The sequence below is a fragment of the Candidatus Megaera venefica genome (assembly GCF_034554655.1).
Classification (GTDB): Bacteria; Pseudomonadota; Alphaproteobacteria; order Rickettsiales; family Rickettsiaceae; genus Megaera_A; species Megaera_A venefica.
Genome location: NZ_JARJFB010000003.1, coordinates 17,484 through 37,086, shown reverse-complemented (window position 1 = coordinate 37,086; position 19,603 = coordinate 17,484). Strand labels below are relative to the sequence as shown.

General features: G+C 35.7%; 14 protein-coding genes and 1 tRNA gene. 2 read left to right on the top strand and 13 right to left on the bottom strand.

Annotated features, from left to right (window positions below; genetic code table 11):
• Positions 1-234: 234 nt before the first annotated feature.
• The 6 genes from Megvenef_RS00480 to cmk all read right to left on the bottom strand — a co-directional run bounded on the left by Megvenef_RS00480 (position 235) and on the right by cmk (position 7,766).
• Entirely contained in the window at positions 235-1,521 is a 1,287-nt protein-coding gene (locus Megvenef_RS00480) for an MFS transporter (RefSeq protein ID WP_322776050.1), read from the bottom strand.
• A 365-nt stretch (positions 1,522-1,886) separates the two neighbouring features.
• Entirely contained in the window at positions 1,887-2,651 is a 765-nt protein-coding gene (locus Megvenef_RS00475; RefSeq protein ID WP_322776049.1) for a 3'(2'),5'-bisphosphate nucleotidase CysQ family protein, read from the bottom strand.
• Between the two features lie 14 nt (positions 2,652-2,665).
• Positions 2,666-3,532, bottom strand: coding sequence for a bifunctional 5,10-methylenetetrahydrofolate dehydrogenase/5,10-methenyltetrahydrofolate cyclohydrolase (locus tag Megvenef_RS00470; RefSeq protein ID WP_322776052.1), 867 nt, complete (start codon positions 3,530-3,532; stop codon positions 2,666-2,668).
• Positions 3,533-3,690: 158 nt separating this feature from the next.
• Positions 3,691-4,971, bottom strand: coding sequence for a UDP-N-acetylglucosamine 1-carboxyvinyltransferase (gene murA / locus Megvenef_RS00465; protein WP_322776048.1), 1,281 nt, complete (start codon positions 4,969-4,971; stop codon positions 3,691-3,693).
• A 324-nt stretch (positions 4,972-5,295) separates the two neighbouring features.
• Positions 5,296-7,017 (bottom strand): 30S ribosomal protein S1, encoded by a 1,722-nt coding sequence (locus tag Megvenef_RS00460; protein WP_410519739.1) that lies wholly within the window; start codon positions 7,015-7,017, stop codon positions 5,296-5,298.
• Positions 7,018-7,097: 80 nt separating this feature from the next.
• Positions 7,098-7,766, bottom strand: coding sequence for a (d)CMP kinase (gene cmk / locus Megvenef_RS00455; protein WP_322776047.1), 669 nt, complete (start codon positions 7,764-7,766; stop codon positions 7,098-7,100).
• A gap of 132 nt (positions 7,767-7,898) precedes the next feature.
• Between cmk and Megvenef_RS00450 the strand changes: the two genes are divergently transcribed.
• A tRNA-Val gene (locus tag Megvenef_RS00450) sits at positions 7,899-7,975 on the top strand.
• A 334-nt stretch (positions 7,976-8,309) separates the two neighbouring features.
• On the opposite strand, the gene Megvenef_RS00445 is transcribed toward Megvenef_RS00450, so the two are convergent.
• The 7 genes from Megvenef_RS00445 to Megvenef_RS00415 form a co-directional block, all read right to left on the bottom strand.
• Positions 8,310-10,508, bottom strand: coding sequence for a tetratricopeptide repeat protein (locus tag Megvenef_RS00445; protein ID WP_322776046.1), 2,199 nt, complete (start codon positions 10,506-10,508; stop codon positions 8,310-8,312).
• Between the two features lie 239 nt (positions 10,509-10,747).
• Positions 10,748-12,082 carry a DNA repair protein RadA gene (gene radA, locus Megvenef_RS00440; RefSeq protein ID WP_322776045.1) on the bottom strand — a complete coding sequence of 445 codons (1,335 nt, stop codon included), beginning with the start codon at positions 12,080-12,082 and terminating at the stop codon, positions 10,748-10,750.
• A complete protein-coding gene (rsmD, locus tag Megvenef_RS00435) occupies positions 12,069-12,632 on the bottom strand; it encodes a 16S rRNA (guanine(966)-N(2))-methyltransferase RsmD (protein WP_322776044.1) in 564 nt (187 codons plus the stop codon). The genes radA and rsmD overlap by 14 nt, the downstream gene beginning before the upstream one ends.
• 154 nt (positions 12,633-12,786) lie before the next feature.
• Positions 12,787-13,467: a pseudouridine synthase gene (locus Megvenef_RS00430; protein ID WP_322776043.1), complete on the bottom strand. Its 681-nt coding sequence runs from the start codon at positions 13,465-13,467 to the stop codon at positions 12,787-12,789.
• Entirely contained in the window at positions 13,468-15,990 is a 2,523-nt protein-coding gene (gene leuS, locus Megvenef_RS00425) for a leucine--tRNA ligase (protein ID WP_322776042.1), read from the bottom strand. It lies immediately after the preceding gene.
• Positions 15,991-15,995: 5 nt separating this feature from the next.
• On the bottom strand, positions 15,996-16,496 hold the full coding sequence (locus Megvenef_RS00420; protein WP_322776041.1) for a DUF3576 domain-containing protein: 501 nt from the start codon (positions 16,494-16,496) through the stop codon (positions 15,996-15,998).
• 119 nt (positions 16,497-16,615) lie between these two features.
• On the bottom strand, positions 16,616-17,470 hold the full coding sequence (locus Megvenef_RS00415) for a ribonuclease D (RefSeq protein WP_322776040.1): 855 nt from the start codon (positions 17,468-17,470) through the stop codon (positions 16,616-16,618).
• Between the two features lie 75 nt (positions 17,471-17,545).
• Here Megvenef_RS00415 and aspS point away from each other — a divergent pair, with 75 nt between their 5' ends.
• A complete protein-coding gene (aspS, locus tag Megvenef_RS00410) occupies positions 17,546-19,372 on the top strand; it encodes an aspartate--tRNA ligase (RefSeq protein WP_322776039.1) in 1,827 nt (608 codons plus the stop codon).
• Positions 19,373-19,603 lie beyond the last annotated feature (231 nt).

Here is a 19,603-nt window from a genome sequence, read left to right as displayed (position 1 = left end):
AAAAAATGAATGTGCGGTGATTTATTTTTGAAATTCTTGAAATTATATCAAAAATTTAGAGTTTTGACGGAGAGACTACGTAAAAAGCATAGAAACATTTACATAAGTAATGTTTGATATAGTAGTCAAAGACTCTCTAATAATTAAAAATTTTTTTAATTTGGTTGTCTGTACTGAATTTAGCAAATACTTTAATAGTACTATTTATTCTAAAGTCAGTACGGACATTATATATTAACTTTCTGAAACCAAAAATTTTTCTGATTTAACTTGATTATATGAGTTTTGTACTCTCAAACCAACCAAAACTACTATTATTGCACCTAAACAGGCGCATATTGGCACAACGCTAAGCGAGTATTTATACGCATTAATATCATATATTTTAAGGCCGGAATCATTCAGAGACCCCACCCAAAATACATCCATTATCTTACCTATAACAGTATGAAAAAATGAACCACCTAACATATTGATGCAATTTAAAAATGCGATGGTAACACCCAAATTCTTAGGTTCTACAAGGCTAGAGCCTGCTGAAAAAACAATTACTTGATAACAACACATAATACCAAGTACAAAAAACAAGCAAGTAAGCGTTAAGGGATTATATGTTTTACTCTGTAATAGCAAGACAAAGGTAAGTGCCATAATAAATCCGCACATTCCAATAACTGAGTAATTACCGAATCTTTTACTACACAAAGCAAGCAATGGACCACCAAAAAGCATGCCAAAAAATATAAATGATATAAGCCCAGCCGCATCTCCTTTATTTATACCATAAGCAGTCATTAAATATGGCACCCCCCAAACATCGGCAAACCCTTCTAATGAGCCTACCATAAACAGATTAGAAAATGCCAAAAACCAAATAGAAGGCGAAGCAAGAATAGCCTTAAAATTTGCTATTTTAAACTTTTCTTCTGGTATAGATTTTTTTATATTTTGCGGTGAACGTAAAGCAAAATATGTGGCAAAACCGAGTGTTATTGAAACAATCGCCAGAGTTAGAGCTACCGTTTTCCAACTATAGGTTTCTATCAGTATACTCACAGGTTTGCCTCCATAGATCGCTCCCGTGAGTCCAAAAGTGAATGAAAAACCTACCATTCTTGCATATTGAGCTTTGGGAAACCATTCAGACACCACTTTAGAAACACCTAAAAACCCGACTGCTGAACCAACACCTATCAAAAATCTACTTAGTAATGCTAAATAGAAATTACTTGTATAGGTAAAAGTTAAAGTAGCAAGTCCACAAAGAACAGCGAATATAAAAATAATGCGTCTCGCGCTAAATCTATCTAGTAAAATCGCAACAGGAATTTGCATTATGGAGTAACCATAATAATAAAACGCGGCGAGCAAACCAAAATGACTAGCGTCTATGGAAAATTGATCCATGATTTGATGCATCATCAAACCTGGCCAAAGACGTAAAATAAATTGATAAGCAAAAAAAAGCAATGGCCAAAGCCACATAAAAAATGGCAAATATTTATGCCTTAGAGTAAGCATATACAACCTCATTATATGAATGAACTTAAAAAACTAGGATTTAATAATAAAAATGAACGTGAAAATATGTATCGGCCTTAGCCGATAATAATAAGGAAAATAATAGTGATGTTAAAACGGTTATAAAACATCGAGTTAATTAAGCATATTTATAAATTTAGGTTACAAAACCGATTTCATTGTTACACAGTGTATTAATAGAGTCAATAAATAACAGTTAATAGAAAAGAAATGTTTTGATAAGCTGGAACAAAAATGGTTAGAGGATAGGAAGTTGCAAAGGTTTTTGATATGTGAAGCCGCCATGGTCAGAAGAATTTGCTATGTTGCACGAGCCCTTCTTGTCACAACAAGAAATAACACACCTAGTTCAAAGTGAATTCAGCCCATTTCTTGTTTGCAGCAATGAAATCAGGATTCAAAAACCCTTCTTTCGCATAGCCCATTTCTTCACCTAACAAAGTACGAACTGACCCACCAGCTGACTTTACCAGCGCATGACCAGCAGCTGTATCCCATTCCATGGTTGGGCCAAACTTAGGATAAACGTCTCCCGCCCCTTCGGCAATCATACACAATTTAATAGAGCTAGGAACTGCAATAATTTCAGAAAATTCATTTTCTTTCAAATAACTTTCTGTTTCGGAATTAAAGTTATGAGAGCTAACAACTGCTACAAGCCCATCTTTTTTGTGTTTATTATTGCCAACAATTTTACCATTTTCTTGGATACAAAAATCCATATTCTCATCAGTAAAATAAAGACGATCTTTAGATGGAAGATATACAAAACCAAAAGTTGGGGTTTTATCATCTATCATTGCTATGTTTACGGTAAAACTATCATTATTTTTGATAAAACTTCTTGTTCCATCAATTGGATCAATAAGCCAAAATTGTTTTTTATCTGTTATATCAACTAATGTTCTTTCTTCACAAACAACAGGTATAGATGGCATAATTTCTAGTAACTTGGTAAATATATAATCACTGATTTGTATATCGGCATTAGTTACAGGAGAGTTATCTTCTTTGGTTTTTATCTCAAGACCACGCTCCCTAACATCAAGGGCAATTCTACCAGCCGATGTGATGATTTCTTTTATTTCTTGAATAAATCTCTTGTCCATTTTATATCTACTATTTATCTATGCTTCAAACTAGCAACGTAGGTATTCACCAGTAAATAAGCAACTGTCATAGGCCCTACTCCGCCTGGAACTGGTGTAATATACTTTACATGATCTTTTACAACTTGGAAATCAACATCACCTACCATTATAGATTTATTTTCTAAAGTTAAGCGATTGATTCCTACATCTATAATAACAGCATTAGGATTAAAATACTCTTTTGTAAGAAATTGCGGTTTACCAATCGCTGATACTACAATATCAGCTCTTGATGTAATAGATGCCAAATCTCTAGTTTTTGAATGGCAAATCGTAACACTACAATCTTCCTTAAGAAGTAAAGCAGCAAGTGGTCTCCCAACAATATTCGATCTACCAACTATCACAACATTTTTGCCTACTAAATCTTCAACGCAGGATTTTATCAACGCAAGGCATCCTCTTGCCGTACAAGGAACAAAACCATTCTCGAATGGGCTATATAATAACCCTATATTTATTGGATGAAATCCATCTACATCTTTTTCCTGATTCACAGCCATTATTATTTTTGCTTTATCGATGTGATCTGGCAACGGAAGTTGAATAATAATTCCAGAAATTTCTGGATCTTTGTTCAATCGGCTAATTTCAGCTAAAAGTACTTTTTCTGGAAGATTGTTATCAAATTGTTTAAGCTCAGTTGTTATACCAACTCTTACCGCAGCCTTAATTTTATTTTGTACATATATTGCACTTGATGGATCATCTCCAACTAATATTATAGCAAGTTTAGCTGGTCTTAGCCCTTGCTTCTTATCATTATCAATCTTAGTCTTTAAATCGGCGAGTATTACTTCGCTAATTTTTTTACCATCTATTATAATAGCTTCTTTTATCACAGATTTACTTTTATTAAACTGGCGTTATAGTCATACTGGACTTGTTTCAGAATCTCAGAAAACGGAGATAACCAACGGATCAAGCCTTGGAGATGACCTAATTAATCAATTCAGTACCCATATAGCTGTCCATGTACATAATTTTTACTCAAATATTATACAGAATCTCCAGCAACTCTTATAATCTCAGCTCCACAATTCATAAGTTTTTTTTCCAAAGCTTGATACCCTCTATCCAAATGATAGACCCTTCTCACTTTTGTTTCACCACTAGCACAAAGCCCAGATATAACTAGAGAAACTGAAGCTCTTAAATCACTAGCCATTACTTCTGCTCCCATTAATTCTTTTACCCCATGAACTACAGCATTATTCCCGTTGATTATAATATTTGCTCCCATTCTACACAGTTCTGGAGCATGCATAAATCTATTCTCAAAAATATTCTCAGAAATAATCGATACTCCGTCAGAAAGTGTCATAAAACTCATGAATTGAGCCTGAAGGTCTGTAGCAAATCCAGGATATGGCTGTGTAGAAATATTTACTGGCTTAATTACGCCTTTATGTCTAACACGAATGTAATCTTCACCGCATTCTATCTGAGAACCAGCTTCTTTCATTCTCTGAGCAAGATTTTCTATTATATCATAGCCAATTCCTCTTAACGTAACATCGCCACGAGTTGCTGCTGCAGCCAACATATAAGTACCGGCTTCAATTCTATCTGGAATAATTCTGTGACTTGCTCCGTGTAATTTTTTTTTGCCAACAATTCTGAGTTCGCTTGATCCAATCCCTTCTATCTCTGCACCCATTTTTACAAGGCAATTACACAAGTCTGAAATCTCTGGCTCTCTGGCGCAGTTTAAAAAATAAGATTCTCCGTCTGCAAGGACAGCGGCCAGCACAGCATTAATAGTTGCACCAACAGAAGGTTTAATAAAAGCAAAATGACACCCCTGTAACTTATCATTACAGCTAGCGTGAATGTATCCATCTTTAATTTTTATTTTCGCTCCAAGAGCTTCCATAACCGCAATATGCAAATCAACTTGTCTTGCACCGATTGCACAACCACCAGGCAGTGATACTTTTGCCTTACCAAACCTTGCCAATAGTGGCCCAAGAACCCAAATTGACGCTCTCATTTTACGAACAATAGCATAAGGAGCAGTATAATCACTCACCTTAAAAGAAGATAAATTTAAAGAGTGATTATCATCCTCAGATTCTATTGAAGTAACCACAGAACCATGATTTTCTAGCAAAGCTTTCATAGTTGCTATATCTGATAGCTTAGGTACGCGACTAAGCTGCAAAACATCCTCTGTCAATAATGAAGCTGCCATAATTGGTAATGAAGCGTTTTTAGAACCACTAACATTTATTTCACCAATAAGAGGAGTTCCGCCTTTTATTAAAATACTATCCATATAAGCCGCTACATTTTTCTACGACTATCCAACAATAGTCTGTAGAGTTTTAAATTCAGATATCTTCTTCTATTTCATGAGGCGCTAGGCCAAGAGGCAAGGCTTCGCCAAAACTAAGTTCAGGGTAACTTACAAATTTAGCATGACGTCGCCTTAAGTCATCCCGGACTTAATCCGGGACTTTCTTCTGTCTCATGAGATGCTGGGACAAAGGTAGGCGCAAGCCCCAATATAAATTCAGCATCTCAATTAGAGTTCAGGATAACTATGTCTTTGCTTTCACACAGTTATCTCTGACTCACCATGAGGTTCTGTAATTATGGTTTATTTTTTTTCTTCTTTTTCTCCAAGCGCTGCCCCTAAAATATCACCAAGACTTGCTCCACTATCAGTAGAACCATACTCTTTGATCGCTTTTTCACGTTCATCAATTTCTAAGGCTTTAATTGATAAATTTAATCTACGACCACTTTTTTCAATAGAAATAATCTTAGCATCAATTCTATCACCTTCAACAAATCTTTCTGATTTTTGTTCTGACCTTTCTGTAGAAAGATCAATTTTCTTAATAAAACCAGTAGCATTATTGTCAACGCTTACTTCAACTCCGTCATTGTTTGTACTTATTACTACACAAGTTACAACCATATTCTTTTTGTACGTATCAACAACAACAACTTGATCAGGTTCTTCTGTAAGTTGCTTAATTCCAAGAGCTACTCTATCTTTCTCTATGTCTATATTAAGAACCTTACACTCAACTTCATCGCCCTTATTATAGTTCTTTAATAACTCTACTCCGTCGTTTTCCCAACTAATATCAGATTCATGAATCATTCCATCTGTGTTCTCGTCTAAAGCAACGAACATACCGAAATCAGTAATATTTCTAATTGGAGCTTTAATAATACTGCCAACAGGATTTTGTTCTGCAAATTTAACTAATGGGTTATTTTGGCATTTTTTAATACTTAAAGAAATCCTATGTCTTTCAGTGTCAACATCAAGGATAACAAATTCAACTTCTTGACCTATATTCAACAGTTTTTTAGGATTTTGACTAGACTTACCCCAAGCAATCTCAGAAGAATGGACCAGACCTTCAATGCCATCTTTAAGTTCAATAAATACACCATAATCAGCAATATTAGTAATTTTACCGGACATAACCTTACCAATTGGGAATTCTTCAGTAATATTTTCCCATGGGTTTGCATCGAGCTGCTTCATACCAAGAGAAATCCTCTTAGTCTCTTCATTAAATTTAATCACCATAACTTTTATTTCTTGACCAAAGCTAAGGACTTCAGAAGGGTGGTTAATTCTACTCCAAGAAATATCAGTTACGTGCAATAAGCCATCGACGCTCCCAAGATCAACGAAAGCACCATAATCTGTAATGTTTTTAACAATACCATCAAGAACATCACCTTCTTTAATGTTAGCGAGCATTTTTACTCTTTCTTCGGACCTTGATTCTTCAAGAATTGCTTTTCTTGAAACAACAATATTACCAAGTTTTCTATCCATTTTAAGAATCTGAAAAGGCTGCGGTATACCCATGAAAACTGTTGGATCTTTGATAGGCCTAACATCTGCTTGACTACCAGGTAAGAAAGCAACAACACCATCTAAATCAACTGTAAATCCACCTTTAACTCTACCAAATATGGTTCCAATAATATTTTCAGTCTTCTCAAATATTCTCTCAAGCTTAACCCACGACTCTTCACGGATTGCTTTTTCACGACTAAGAACCGTTCCCCTTCTACCTTCAACTTTCTCTACATACACATCAACGATGTCTCCAACTTTAGGAAGTTCTTGCCCCTTTATCAGTTGAAATTCGCTAACGGCAATTCTGCCTTCATTTTTCAGTCCTACATCAACAACAATAACTTCAGAGGTAGTTTCTACTACCTGGCCTTTTACTACGGAGCCTTCTTTTACATGCGAAGTGGTTACCGTTTCAAGTAATTTTGCGAAATCTTCGTCTGATGGAGCAACGTTTGCAAGCTGAGGAACAAATCTTTTTTTTATGGTCATAAGAATTCATGTGAATGACTAAATAAATGCCAAATTTAGCCAAATTTTTAAATTAACAAAATAAGTAAATCGGCGGCACTTTACAATAACGATTTACTGACAATATCTTTTATTTTCTGGACTACCTGATCTGTGGTAAGATTAGTTGTATCAATAATACAAGCATCAGTTGCCGGTACTAGAGGAGCCACTTCGCGAGATATATCCCGCTCATCTCTACTTCTCAAGAGGTCCAAAACGTCGCTGAGTATACAATCTTTTCCAGCCATAAGCAACTGTTTATATCTCCGAATTGCCCTGACTTCTGCAGATGCGGTAATAAAGATTTTTAAGTCTGCATTCGGCGCAACCACGGTCCCAATATCTCGCCCTTCCATAATAATTCTAGGAGTTGTTTTGATTAATTTTTTTAAGTAAAAACCTAGATTTTGTCTAACCTGAGATAATACCGAAATCTTTGATGCAAATTCCCCTATTATCTCAACATTAAGATCCACTCCTTTAGTTCTTGAAATAATGTCTGTATTTTGCGATAGCTCTATAATCCTTGTCTCGTCATTTACAGCAATTTTTTCTTGCAAACAAATATACGCAAGGCCTCTATACATAATACTAGACGATACATAAGTTAGACTAAATTCTTCTGCAATCAAAGATCCTATATGCCCCTTACCTGAAGCCGAAGGACCATCTAGAGCTACAATAAAATTCAAATGGTTATTATAAGCCTTATCAAGTAAACTCATCAAATTACCGCATTTTTATTATATTTTTATGATGTTTTTTATCTTTTAGCAAATTAAATTCTTGAAGTTTAATAAAATTAAGAGTAAAAAACTTGATCTACATAGCCATTAAATTAGTTATGTAGCCCTGTATTAGGGCGATTAGCTCAGTTGGTTAGAGCGCTACGTTGACATCGTAGAGGTCGGAAGTTCGAGTCTTCTATCGCCCACCATTCTCCATCTTTTGCAACATACATAAAAAACTAGGAAATTATTTATCCTGAACACGTATTGTTTCTTAACCTTGATGGATTAGCATGATGCTGTCAACCCATGATCTCATGCAACTAAAAAACTCCTAGTAAAAAGATCCAGAGATCACGGGATGAAAGACTATGTCATTCACAAGCAAGATCGGAGATGAGCGCGTAATTGCATCTCATCCCAAACACGTATTGTCATACTGAACTTGTTTCAGGATCTCAAACAACTAAAAAAAGATCTTGGGCCGAAGGTGTTACAAAGCCATCAAGCCCCGAGATAACGAACTGCAGCATTCACAACCGGTCAACCCAATACATCAAACGTTTCCAAATCATAACTATCTATCTGCCCCCCAAGCAACTCAGCAACAATTACTGGGTCCATGATACAGGCTTTTAATATTTTACCATCAACAAAGTAATCAGGATGCGTTGATAGAATTTTTTTAACTAGTTCTGGATTACTCGCAGCAATAGCCTGAACATATGATATTTCCTGATCCCAGCTCTGATTATTCATTGCTAAGCCAAGATTCATGGCCTCAAAACATAACATTTTAGCTATTTCTATATTTTTTGATGAGGCCAAATCACCTAGTTGAGATTTTAGATATTTATCTGAAAAATATACCGAATAATCATGACCAGTATTGTTATCAGTAATACTACTAATTGCTTTATCAATCCAACTAGCTACTGTTTTTTGACTCCAACCACCGTTGCTGCTAAGCTCTGATATTTTATTCAAAACTTTAAGCATTTTTTTCATCACACTCAAAGTAGCATCATCTATAGCACTAAACTTTATTATTGAGTTACTCTCAATTTCTATATAGCCAAATTCCTCTATTCCCTTTTCAAACTTATCTTCAGCCATTTTAGCCTTAGTGCGTAACACTGAGGCCTTCGCATGGTAACCAATTGCTTCATAAGAATGACCTACATTAGCCAAGCTACTAGAAACCGCTGGATGCTCTCCTAAATTTAATTCATGCAACATTTTGAGAGCATCTTGTTTATATTTCAAAGCCTTATCAGTTTGCCCGAGTTTTTCGTAAATCGTACCAAGACTATTTAGGCTAGTTGTAAGGAGAGGATGCTTACCATGATAAACGATTTTTCGCATTTGAAGTGCTTGTTCACAATAGTCTACAGCTTTATCTAATTGATTCAAGTTATTGTAAACCATACCAAGATTGTGCAGAACTAAGGCTATATCTTGGTGGTTACCATCATGTAAGATTTTTAGTATTTTCAAAGCCTCTTCGTATTGTTGTACAGCTGCTTTTAACTCTCCTGCTCTTATATAATATCCAGCAAGGTTATTAATACTTTTTGCGATACTGGAATGCTCAGTTTTATAGACCAATTTAAATATTTTTAGCGCTTGCTCTTGACATTTAAAACCTTGCTTCTCGTCTCCCAATGCCACATAACAAACACCAATATTGCTTAGCACGTCAGCAATATCAATATGATTGTCTTCTTTAAAGATAGCCCTGTACATAGCCAAAGCTTTCTCTAAATACACCAGGCCCTCAATATTATTACCAAGACCCATATATGAACCACCAACTCTATTTAGAGCATGAGCCACTAAAACATCATTAGCTCCAGCATAGTCGTTGTTACTATCATTATCATCACTATTAACACCATTTGAACTATTACCACCATACAGCGCCCGATACATTTCTAATGATGATTTGTTATATTCTAGGGCTTTTTCTCTATTACCCAAATTATAATGCGCTACTCCTACCTTACCAAGACTCTTAGCAAGTTCAAGACTCTTGGCACCATCAGCACTCAGAGATTTATACATATCAAGAGCTTTTTCTGCATATTGCAAGCCCTGCTTAAGGTCGCTCATTTCTTGTAGGATAGTACCCATTTGATCAAAGCTTTTTGCTAGTTCAGCATCTTTATCACTAAACATCTTTCTTATATGAATAGCCTTTTTTTGGTGCTCAAAACTAGCAGTTAAATCTTGTTCAATGTTTAGATAATACATAGCAAGCTTATCATGCAAATTAGCTGCCACTTTTGTTGTAAGCTTTTCCGTTTGTGATAATAATTTCTCAATATTATCTATCAATAACTTAGCTACAGGCCAGCTATCTTCAGGCGCCCTTTGCACCGTCGGCATTAATTTGTCAAAAATCTGCAATAATCTATTAAATACTACATTCTCCGAATGGCTAACAGGCTTATTACTAATCATATATTTTTTTACTGCATCCTGTACAATTACAGGAATTTTAATACCAAGAGCAAAGTTTACACTAACCATCTCTACTAACGATTGCTGACTTAGGTAGGTTATATATTCCTTTGTCTTTTCGTTTTTACTGCCACATAACTCGCTTAAAATATCAATTCCAACAAAATCACCATCTATGAAAGAAGCATGCTGTAGTATCTGCCAAGCCATTCCCGTCTTATCTATTTTTACCAGAGACTTCTCAATACTTACATTCCCTTGAAAATTCACAACCTTCATAACGCTCTCCTCATAAATATTGGTAAAATTAACATATTTATAGTAAATTTTACAATTTTCTTAGTCAAGCTTTAATTAGTTTACTATTATTAACTAGCCTGATGTAAACATGATTGGACAACTGGTTATTTCATATAATAAATAATTGAAAATTTTTTGGTTCGTTGCTTTTGCTAACTCAACAACATTTTACTCAACCTATATATATTTAGGTTTTCTTTGTTAGTGATATAAAAGTTTTACACCAAACCTTTTAGCTGTTTTAGGTGCATAATTGGCTGCAAGCCATTGAATTTTTGTTTAGAGGAACAATACATTGAAATAAACCCTAATTTGGTTGCTTCTTTTATACGCGCTTCAGTCTGAGCTACTTTCCGTACTTCACCAGAAAGCCCAACCTCGCCAAAAAAAATACTACCTTGGGGTAAAGGCTTATTACTTGCTGCAGAAATCAAGGCAGCAGCAACAGCCAAATCAGCAGCAGGTTCGGTTATACGCAATCCACCAGCCACGCTTAAATACACTTCATGCGAGCTCAAGTTAAGACCAAACCTTACTCCTAAAACTGCTATAATCATGGATAATCGATTATTGTCCCAACCAACAACGGATCTACGAGGTGTGGCCATATTGGTTGGCGCTATTAAAGCTTGAATTTCTATGAGCAAAGGCCTTGAACCTTCAATACCAGCGAATACTGCACTACCACTAACATTATTTTCTCTTTCCATTAAAAACAATTCAGAGGGATTAGAAATTTCTACAAGCCCATGAGAAGTCATCTCAAAAACACCAATTTCATTAACACCACCAAATCGATTTTTAATCGAACGCAATATACGAAAATGATTATTGTGATCACCTTCAAAATAAAGCACAGTATCAACCATATGCTCTAAAACTTTTGGACCAGCAAGCTGACCATCTTTATTCACATGACAAGCTAAGAGTAATGTAATATTATTTTGCTTGGCATAATGTATGAGTTGATGAGCACAAGCCCTTATTTGTGAAACAGTCCCTGGAGCAGATGAAAACTCACTCGAAGCAATTGTTTGGATAGAATCGATAACAACCACGCTTAGCTGTTTCTTATTCTGATCTATCGTTGAGATTATATCCTCAACATTTGTGGCTGCTAACAAACCAGTTTTATTGTCGTGAATACCAAGCCTTTGGGCTCGCAGCTTAATTTGATTGGTAGATTCCTCACCTGTAATATACAAACATCCAATATCTGAACTAGCTAAGCTTGTACAAAGTTGTAAGAGTAGAGTTGATTTTCCAATACCAGGATCGCCTCCAATCAATATTGCACTACCGGCTACTAATCCACCTCCTAAAACACGATTTAACTCTTCAATTGGCGTTTTTGTTCTAATCGTTGACTCAATTTTATCCGCAAGAGTATGTATTTCTTGTACGCTACCAGTTTTAGGAACTATAATTTTACTAGCAGATACAGATTCTTCTATAACAGTGCCCCACTCTAGACATTCCGGACACTGCCCTATCCACTTGCTGGTCACACTTCCACAACTAGTGCAAGAATACGTACTCTTATTTTTGGTCATACTTGAGAATTAATAATTTATTGTTACCATAAACCTTTTCTTTTACCAGAGAGATCCCATCCATAAGCTCTATACTTTCACGCTTATTCATCTCCACTGCAATTATAGCGCCATTCGTAAGCCAACCATTTTTAACTAAACAAATCAACGATTTAACGACAAACCTCTTATTGTATGGCGGATCCATAAATACAAGATTGTATTTTCTCTCCGCTTTTGGTAAAAATGTGGCATCGGTAACAAGCACGCTAATATTATCGATCTCTCCAATTTTTCTGGCAAACTCCATAGCCAAATCAAGGTGTTCTAGGCAACTATCGACTAAAGTAACACTGTTAGCACCGCGTGATAACGCTTCAAAGGATAAAGAACCTGTTCCGGCAAAAAGATCAAGCACTTGTGCGCCATTGATTAACCTAGTATCCGCAAAATTACCTGACGACAAAATGCTAAACAACGCTTCACGAAACTTTGCTGTTGAAGGTCGGTAATCAGATTTTTTGAGTGTTGGGATCACTCTATTTTTATGTTTACCAGCAATAATTCTCATTTATTTTTTACCTAAAAAGTAAGCGTTATCCCGGATTTGACCCAAGATCTCATTCCGTAATTATTGTTATGCTGAAGCTGATTCAACATCTAATGCTACCCATGATCCCGCAAGTCAAGCTCAGGATGACCTTACTCCATAATCCAATATGCTATCATACCCGGTCTACCTTTACTTCTCTAAATTCACCAGGGTTCAAGTTTCCAAGTGAATAGCTACCAAAACTTGTTCTAATTAACCTACTGACTTCAAAACCGAAATGCTCAAAAATCTTACGAATTTCACGATTCTTACCTTCTGTTAAAATCACCTCATACCAAGAGTTAGCCGACACTTTATTGATTAATTTTATTGACTTCGGGTGATATTTTATTCCATCTATTACTATTGCTTGATTTTGAAAATTAAGCTCTTTTTCTCTCCCAAAAACACGTACTTTATATATTCTTTCAATTTTATTAGCTGGTGATTCATAGTATCTCGCTAAATCACCAGAATTAGTAAGCAACAGCAAGCCTTCACTATTGATATCTAGTCTGCCCACTGATACAACTCTTGGTAATTTACCTTCTAAAGTCTCGAAAATTGTTGTTCGACCTTGAGGGTCCAGGTGGGTCGTAATTAATCCTATTGGTTTATAATAGATCCAAAGTCGAGTGATACTATCATGCCTTAGCCTCTGACCATTCACGATAATTACATTATTTTCGCTGATATTCACTGCCGGGCTATTGATTATTTTACCATCTATAGAAACAACACCTTGCTCGATAAGTTTTTCAGCCTGTCTTCTAGAACATATCCCGTTATTAGCAATAAACTTGGCAATTCTCATTTAAATAACAATATTCACTATCTTGCGAGGAACGATAATTATCTTTTTAACCACAGCTTCCCCAATATGTTTACTAACAATAGGCAAAGACTTAGCCAAATTTTTTACTTCTTCATCTGAGTCTGAAGTTGAAAATTCATGGGTTGCCCTAAGTTTTCCATTTACTTGAATAGCCATAATAAAGCTGTCAGTCTTTAGTTTTGTCTCATCCGATTTGGGCCAATTGGTTTTATACAAAGGAACTGTATTACCAAGTTTTTGCCACAACTCCTCTGTGATATGAGGTATAAATGGATTTAACAACTGAACCATAGTCTTTGTTGCTTCTATTATTGATTTTGTATCTGAATTTGCTAAACCAAGTTCGTCATTCACCGAATTAAATAACTCTCTAATTCTTGCAATCGCTTTATTCAAGTGATAGTGCATTATGTCGTCTGAAACATTTTTTATAGTTGCATGAATTTGCATCTGCAATTTACTATTAACAACCGAAGTTACTTTCAATTCGCTTAATTTTTCCACTAGAGCAACTAGCCTGGTAATAAATTTCTTACAACCATCTAAACCAGCTGCCGACCACTCTAAATCTTTTTCTGCAGGGCTATCTGATAAAACAAACAATCTTATACTATCAGCACCATGGGAGCTAAGCATACTTTCAAGATCAATAGTATTCAGTTTAGATTTGCTCATCTTCTCTATCTTACCCTTAAAAACTTCTTCATTAGTTTTTGCGTGGTAAAACTTATTATCCTTTTCGATTACTTCTTCTGGATACAGCCATTGGCCATTTTTGTCTTTATATGTGGCATGAAGGACCATTCCCTGAGTAAGCAAACGCTTAAAGGGCTCACGTACACTTAAGTAGCCTACGTCTGCCATTGCCTTCGTAAAAAACCGCGCATAAAGTAAATGTAAGATCGCGTGCTCAATACCACCAATATATTGATCAACTGGAAGCCAATACTCGCAATCATCTTTATCCGCCATGCTTTCCGCATTATTATTACAGAATCTTGTAAAGTACCACGATGACTCAAAGAATGTATCAAATGTGTCTGTCTCTCTGATAGCCTTTGACAAACATTTTGGGCAATCAACATGCTTCCAACTTGGATGCCTATCCAGAGGGTTTCCAGGTATATCAAAACTAACATCACTTGGAAGCTCTACTGGCAAATCTTTAGGCGGAACTGGAACAATTCCACAAGACTGGCAGTAAATGATAGGGATCGGACACCCCCAATAACGCTGACGAGAAACTCCCCAATCACGCAAGCGGTAATTGATTTCTCTTTTGCCTATACCAAGTTCTTCAAATTTATCGATAATTTTTGCTCTACCTTGGGCAACAGTTAACCCATCCAAGAAGTCCGAGTTAATTATTACGTCATCTAATTCATAGATATAAGCCTGTTTCTCTAGATCAATTTCATGTTGCTTGCTATCCACAACTTGCATCATCGTAAGGCCTTTGGTGTTCTGTACAAGTTCAAAATCTCTCTGATCATGGGATGGACAACCATATACAGCTCCAGTACCGTAATCCATTAATACGAAATTTGCTATTACTACGGGAATCTTTAAACTCCTATCAAAAGGATGAATTGCCTCAAGGCCAGTAAACACACATTCTTTTTCAGCCTTCTCGACGTCTGATTCGGAAGTTGAAGTATGAGCGCATTTAGTAATAAACGCCTCTATCTCTTTGTTTTTCGCTATTTTTGCAAGAATAGGATGATTGTACGCCAAGGCAACAAATGTTGCCCCAAAAATTACTTCTGGCTTAGTAGAATATACTTCTATCCTTTCATCCATACCAACAATGTCAAAATAAAACCGAGCACCCTCTGATTTACCAATCCAGTTTTTTTGCATGGTCCGAACATTATCAGGCCAATCTTCTAAAGAATCTATATCATTTAGCAATTCCTCAGCATAGTCAGTGATCTTCAAAAACCACTGTTTCAAATATTTTTTTTCAACTACCGCTCCAGATCTCCAACCACGTCCGTCTATTACTTGCTCATTAGCAAGCACAGTGTTGTCAACAGGATCCCAATTGACCGAAGATTCCTTTTGATATGCTAGTCCTTTATTGTAAAGATCGATGAAAAATTGTTGTTCATGTTTATAATAGTCAGGCGAGCAGCTTGCAAGTTCTCGATCCCAATCATATGAAATACCAACAGTTTTTAGCTGGTCACGCATTGCGTCTATATTTGCATATGTCCACTGGCCAGGATGAGAGTTATTGCTTATAGCTGCATTTTCGGCTGGCAAGCCAAAAGCGTCCCAGCCCATTGGATGCAAGACATTATAACCAGTAGCACGAAAATATCTGGAAATCACATCTCCAATGGAATAATTCCTCAAATGTCCAACATGGAATTTTCCAGAAGGATATGGAAACATTTCAAGGACATAATATTTTGGTTTTGTCTTGTCTTTTGAAGCAATAAATGCTTTATCTTCATGCCAAAATTGTTGCCATTTTTTCTCGATTTTTAAGAAGCCCATAGAAATTACCTAGCAGATTGTAAATATAAATCTCTAGCTTTGCGAATAATTTTATCTTCTAAAACTTTTGCAATTGTAGAAGATTGATGATCTTCAGACCATTTTCCATCTACTCTTTTACGTTCAAAAGCAATTACTTCTAGTCCTTCAGGAGTAATAAGGTCATCTTTGATATACACTGTTACTTTAAATTGAGTGTTTTTTTGATCTTTTGGACTATACCATTCAGTAATGATGACGCCACCCTTACTGTCTGCAGAAGATAGAGGAGCAAATTTTAGTACATCAATTGACGCCTGAAACAAATATTTGTTTACATTGCCAATTTTTGCTTTAGTAGCATTGCTTCTCTCTTTACCAGGTCTAAAAATTATTCCTTCCCCGCCAAGCAAAGAACCCATCTCATCCATTTCTCTCTCAACCTGAGTCTGAGGATAATCAGACGCAAATAATTGTGCTGCAAATAAAATGATAGCACTAAACATGCTAACCAGGATAATTCTCATTTAGTAATATAACCTCAGTTTGGTAAAGTATTTAGATCCCAACAATTACAACGTAACAACTCAGCTGACTTAAGAGCCTTGAATTTGTAAAAATAAACCTTTATTGCAAATTTTACAACTTATAATTCACGAAGGCCTAAACATAATTCAAACAATTTATCTTTAAAAGGCTTCTTGGCTATAGGTAAACGTTCAATTTGCAACTTTATCAAATCTCGATCAGTTGTTGGTAATGTTTCACAAATTCTAATTAAATCTTGATCAGAGACACAGTGCCCTCTAGGCAAATTGACACTTTGAGCGCATTCTTCTCTTAGCATCAGAAAATGAGAAAAATTCTCCCTAAAAACACTAGACCTTTCTTGAAGGCCCATTTTCTTTATCATTTTTTCTGGATTTATTTTATAAGATTCTGTGTCTAACAGTTTATGGCTTCTAGCTTTATAAGTTTCCCATAAATTTCTACTGTTAATAGAGTTAGATAATTCCCTATAAAGAGGAATCAAATATTCCACATCCTTAATTGCGTATTCAATTAGCTCTTCTAACAGTGGTCTCTCAAGCCAATTCGCTTTCTGCATTGTTTTGTCTATGTTGATATTCAGCAAAGCCTTACACAACCTACCATAACCCATTACTTCATCAAGGCCTATAACACCAGCTGCTATTTGTGTATCAAATATATTCTTAGGTAATTTACCAAACAAATGAAGAAAAATATCAAAATCCTGATCTGGGGCATGAAAAACTTTACAAATTTTTTCATTTAACAGCAGTTCTTTTAATGGGCTAATATCAGTAATTGCCAAAGCATCCACTATTATTCTCTGCTCTCTTGTAGCAATCTGAACTAGGCTTAGCTTAGCATAATATGTTTTTCTTCTATAGAACTCTGTATCCATGAAAATAACAGATTCTAGAGCTAATTCTCCACAAATTAGCTCAAATTCTTTCTGGTCAGCTATAATTCTCATGAGTTTTCGATTGCTTAAAATGGTTATTTTCTATATATATTTATCAGCTAGATAAATAACACTAAATTAATATATATGCATAAATTCAGAACTCATAACTGTAATGAACTAAACAAAGGGCACGTTGGTCAAACTGTTAAATTATCAGGATGGGTTCATAGACGTCGCGACCATGGTAATTTATTATTCGTAGATATTAGAGATCATTACGGCATAACGCAATTAGTTTTTACTGATCAAGACCTAGAACTAAAGGATAAAGCTAGCTACTTGCGCTATGAAAGCGTCATTACGATTGAAGGAAAAGTGGTAGCTCGAAGTGCTGACACAGCCAATAAATCTATGGCTACAGGCGAAATTGAGGTAGCTGCTAACAAGTACCTAGTTGAATCAGAAGCTGATGTGTTACCTCTAATTGTTAACGCTGAACAGGAAGCTCCTGAAGATACACGCCTTAAATATAGGTTTCTGGATTTACGCAGAGAAAAATTGCATAAAAACATTATGCTTAGGTCGAATATAATTTCTCACTTGCGGAAATTAATGAGTAATTCTGGCTTTACCGAATTTCAAACTCCTATATTAACAGCAAGCTCGCCAGAAGGAGCAAGAGATTTTCTAGTTCCAAGCAGATTGCACCCTGGTAAGTTTTACGCTTTACCTCAAGCCCCTCAGCAATTCAAGCAAATGCTTATGATGTCTGGGTTTGATAAATATTTTCAAATTGCTCCATGTTTTAGGGACGAAGACGCAAGAGCAGACAGATCTCCAGGAGAGTTTTATCAACTTGATATCGAAATGTCATTCGTAACACAAGATGATATATTCGCTGCTATTGAACCAATTATGTTTGAAATCTTTAGCAAATTTGGTAATAAGCAAGTTTCAAAAGCACCGTTTGTTAGAATCCCATATACTGAATCAATGCTAAAATACGGCTCGGACAAACCTGATCTTCGGAATCCAATAGAGATTACTGATGTTACAGATATTTTTAAAGACTCAGAGTTTACCGTATTTAGAGAGGCAATTAAAAAAGGTTCAGTTGTTAGAGCTATCCCTGCCCCAGGCTCTGCTATAAAATCTCGCAAATTTTTTGATGACATGATTAAGTTTGCAATTGATGAAGGAGCATCAGGACTTGGGTATATACAATTTACTGAGGATGGCGAAGCGAAAGGACCAATCGCTAAATTCTTACCAACTAACCAACTAGAAGCACTAAAAAAATCAGCAAAAATTTCTAATGGTGATGCGGTATTCTTTTCGTGCGCTGAAGAGTTGGTAGCTTCAAAGTTAGCTGGTAAAGTCAGAATAAAACTTGGCAATGAACTAGAGCTTATTAGCGATGACCGCTTTGAGTTTTGTTGGGTAACAGACTTCCCATTTTATGAAATCAACGAAGAAACAAAACAAATTGATTTTAGCCACAATCCTTTTTCAATGCCACAAGGAGGGCTTGAAATCCTAGAAAAGGCAAAAACTAAAGAAGAGTTATTAGCGATCAAGGCTTTTCAATATGACATAGTTTGTAACGGTATAGAACTCTCAAGTGGAGCGGTAAGGAACCACAAACCAGAACTTATGTATAAAGCTTTTGAAATTGCTGGATACAGCAAGGAAGAAGTAGATAAAGAGTTTGGTGGTATGATTAGAGCATTTAAATTTGGCGCACCGCCTCACGGCGGTATTGCTCCTGGTATTGATCGTATAGTGATGCTTATTGCAGAAACTGCAAATATACGCGAAGTAATAGCATTTCCTATGAACCAACAAGCTGAAGATTTGCTAATGCAAGCGCCTAGTAATGTAACAGAAAAACAGTTGCGTGAGCTTAATATAATGTTATCTCCTTCTGTTAGAAGCAAGCTTAAAGGAGCTTCCACGTCTGCAGCGGAATAAATTCAAAATGTTTTATGGACTTAGACTTATATTTTGAGCTTAGCAATAGCAATCATTGGATAATTTATTCAACATTTTGACTAAAGTAGATAAAAATACTTGAACAAGCAAGTTTGGTTGATAGAAACAATAATAAAATCTTGTATCTTGAAAATCTCCCTGACAGTCAAAATTTATCAGACCATCAATAGCTTAATTTAACCTGAGTTTGATGTAAGGAGTAAATATTTT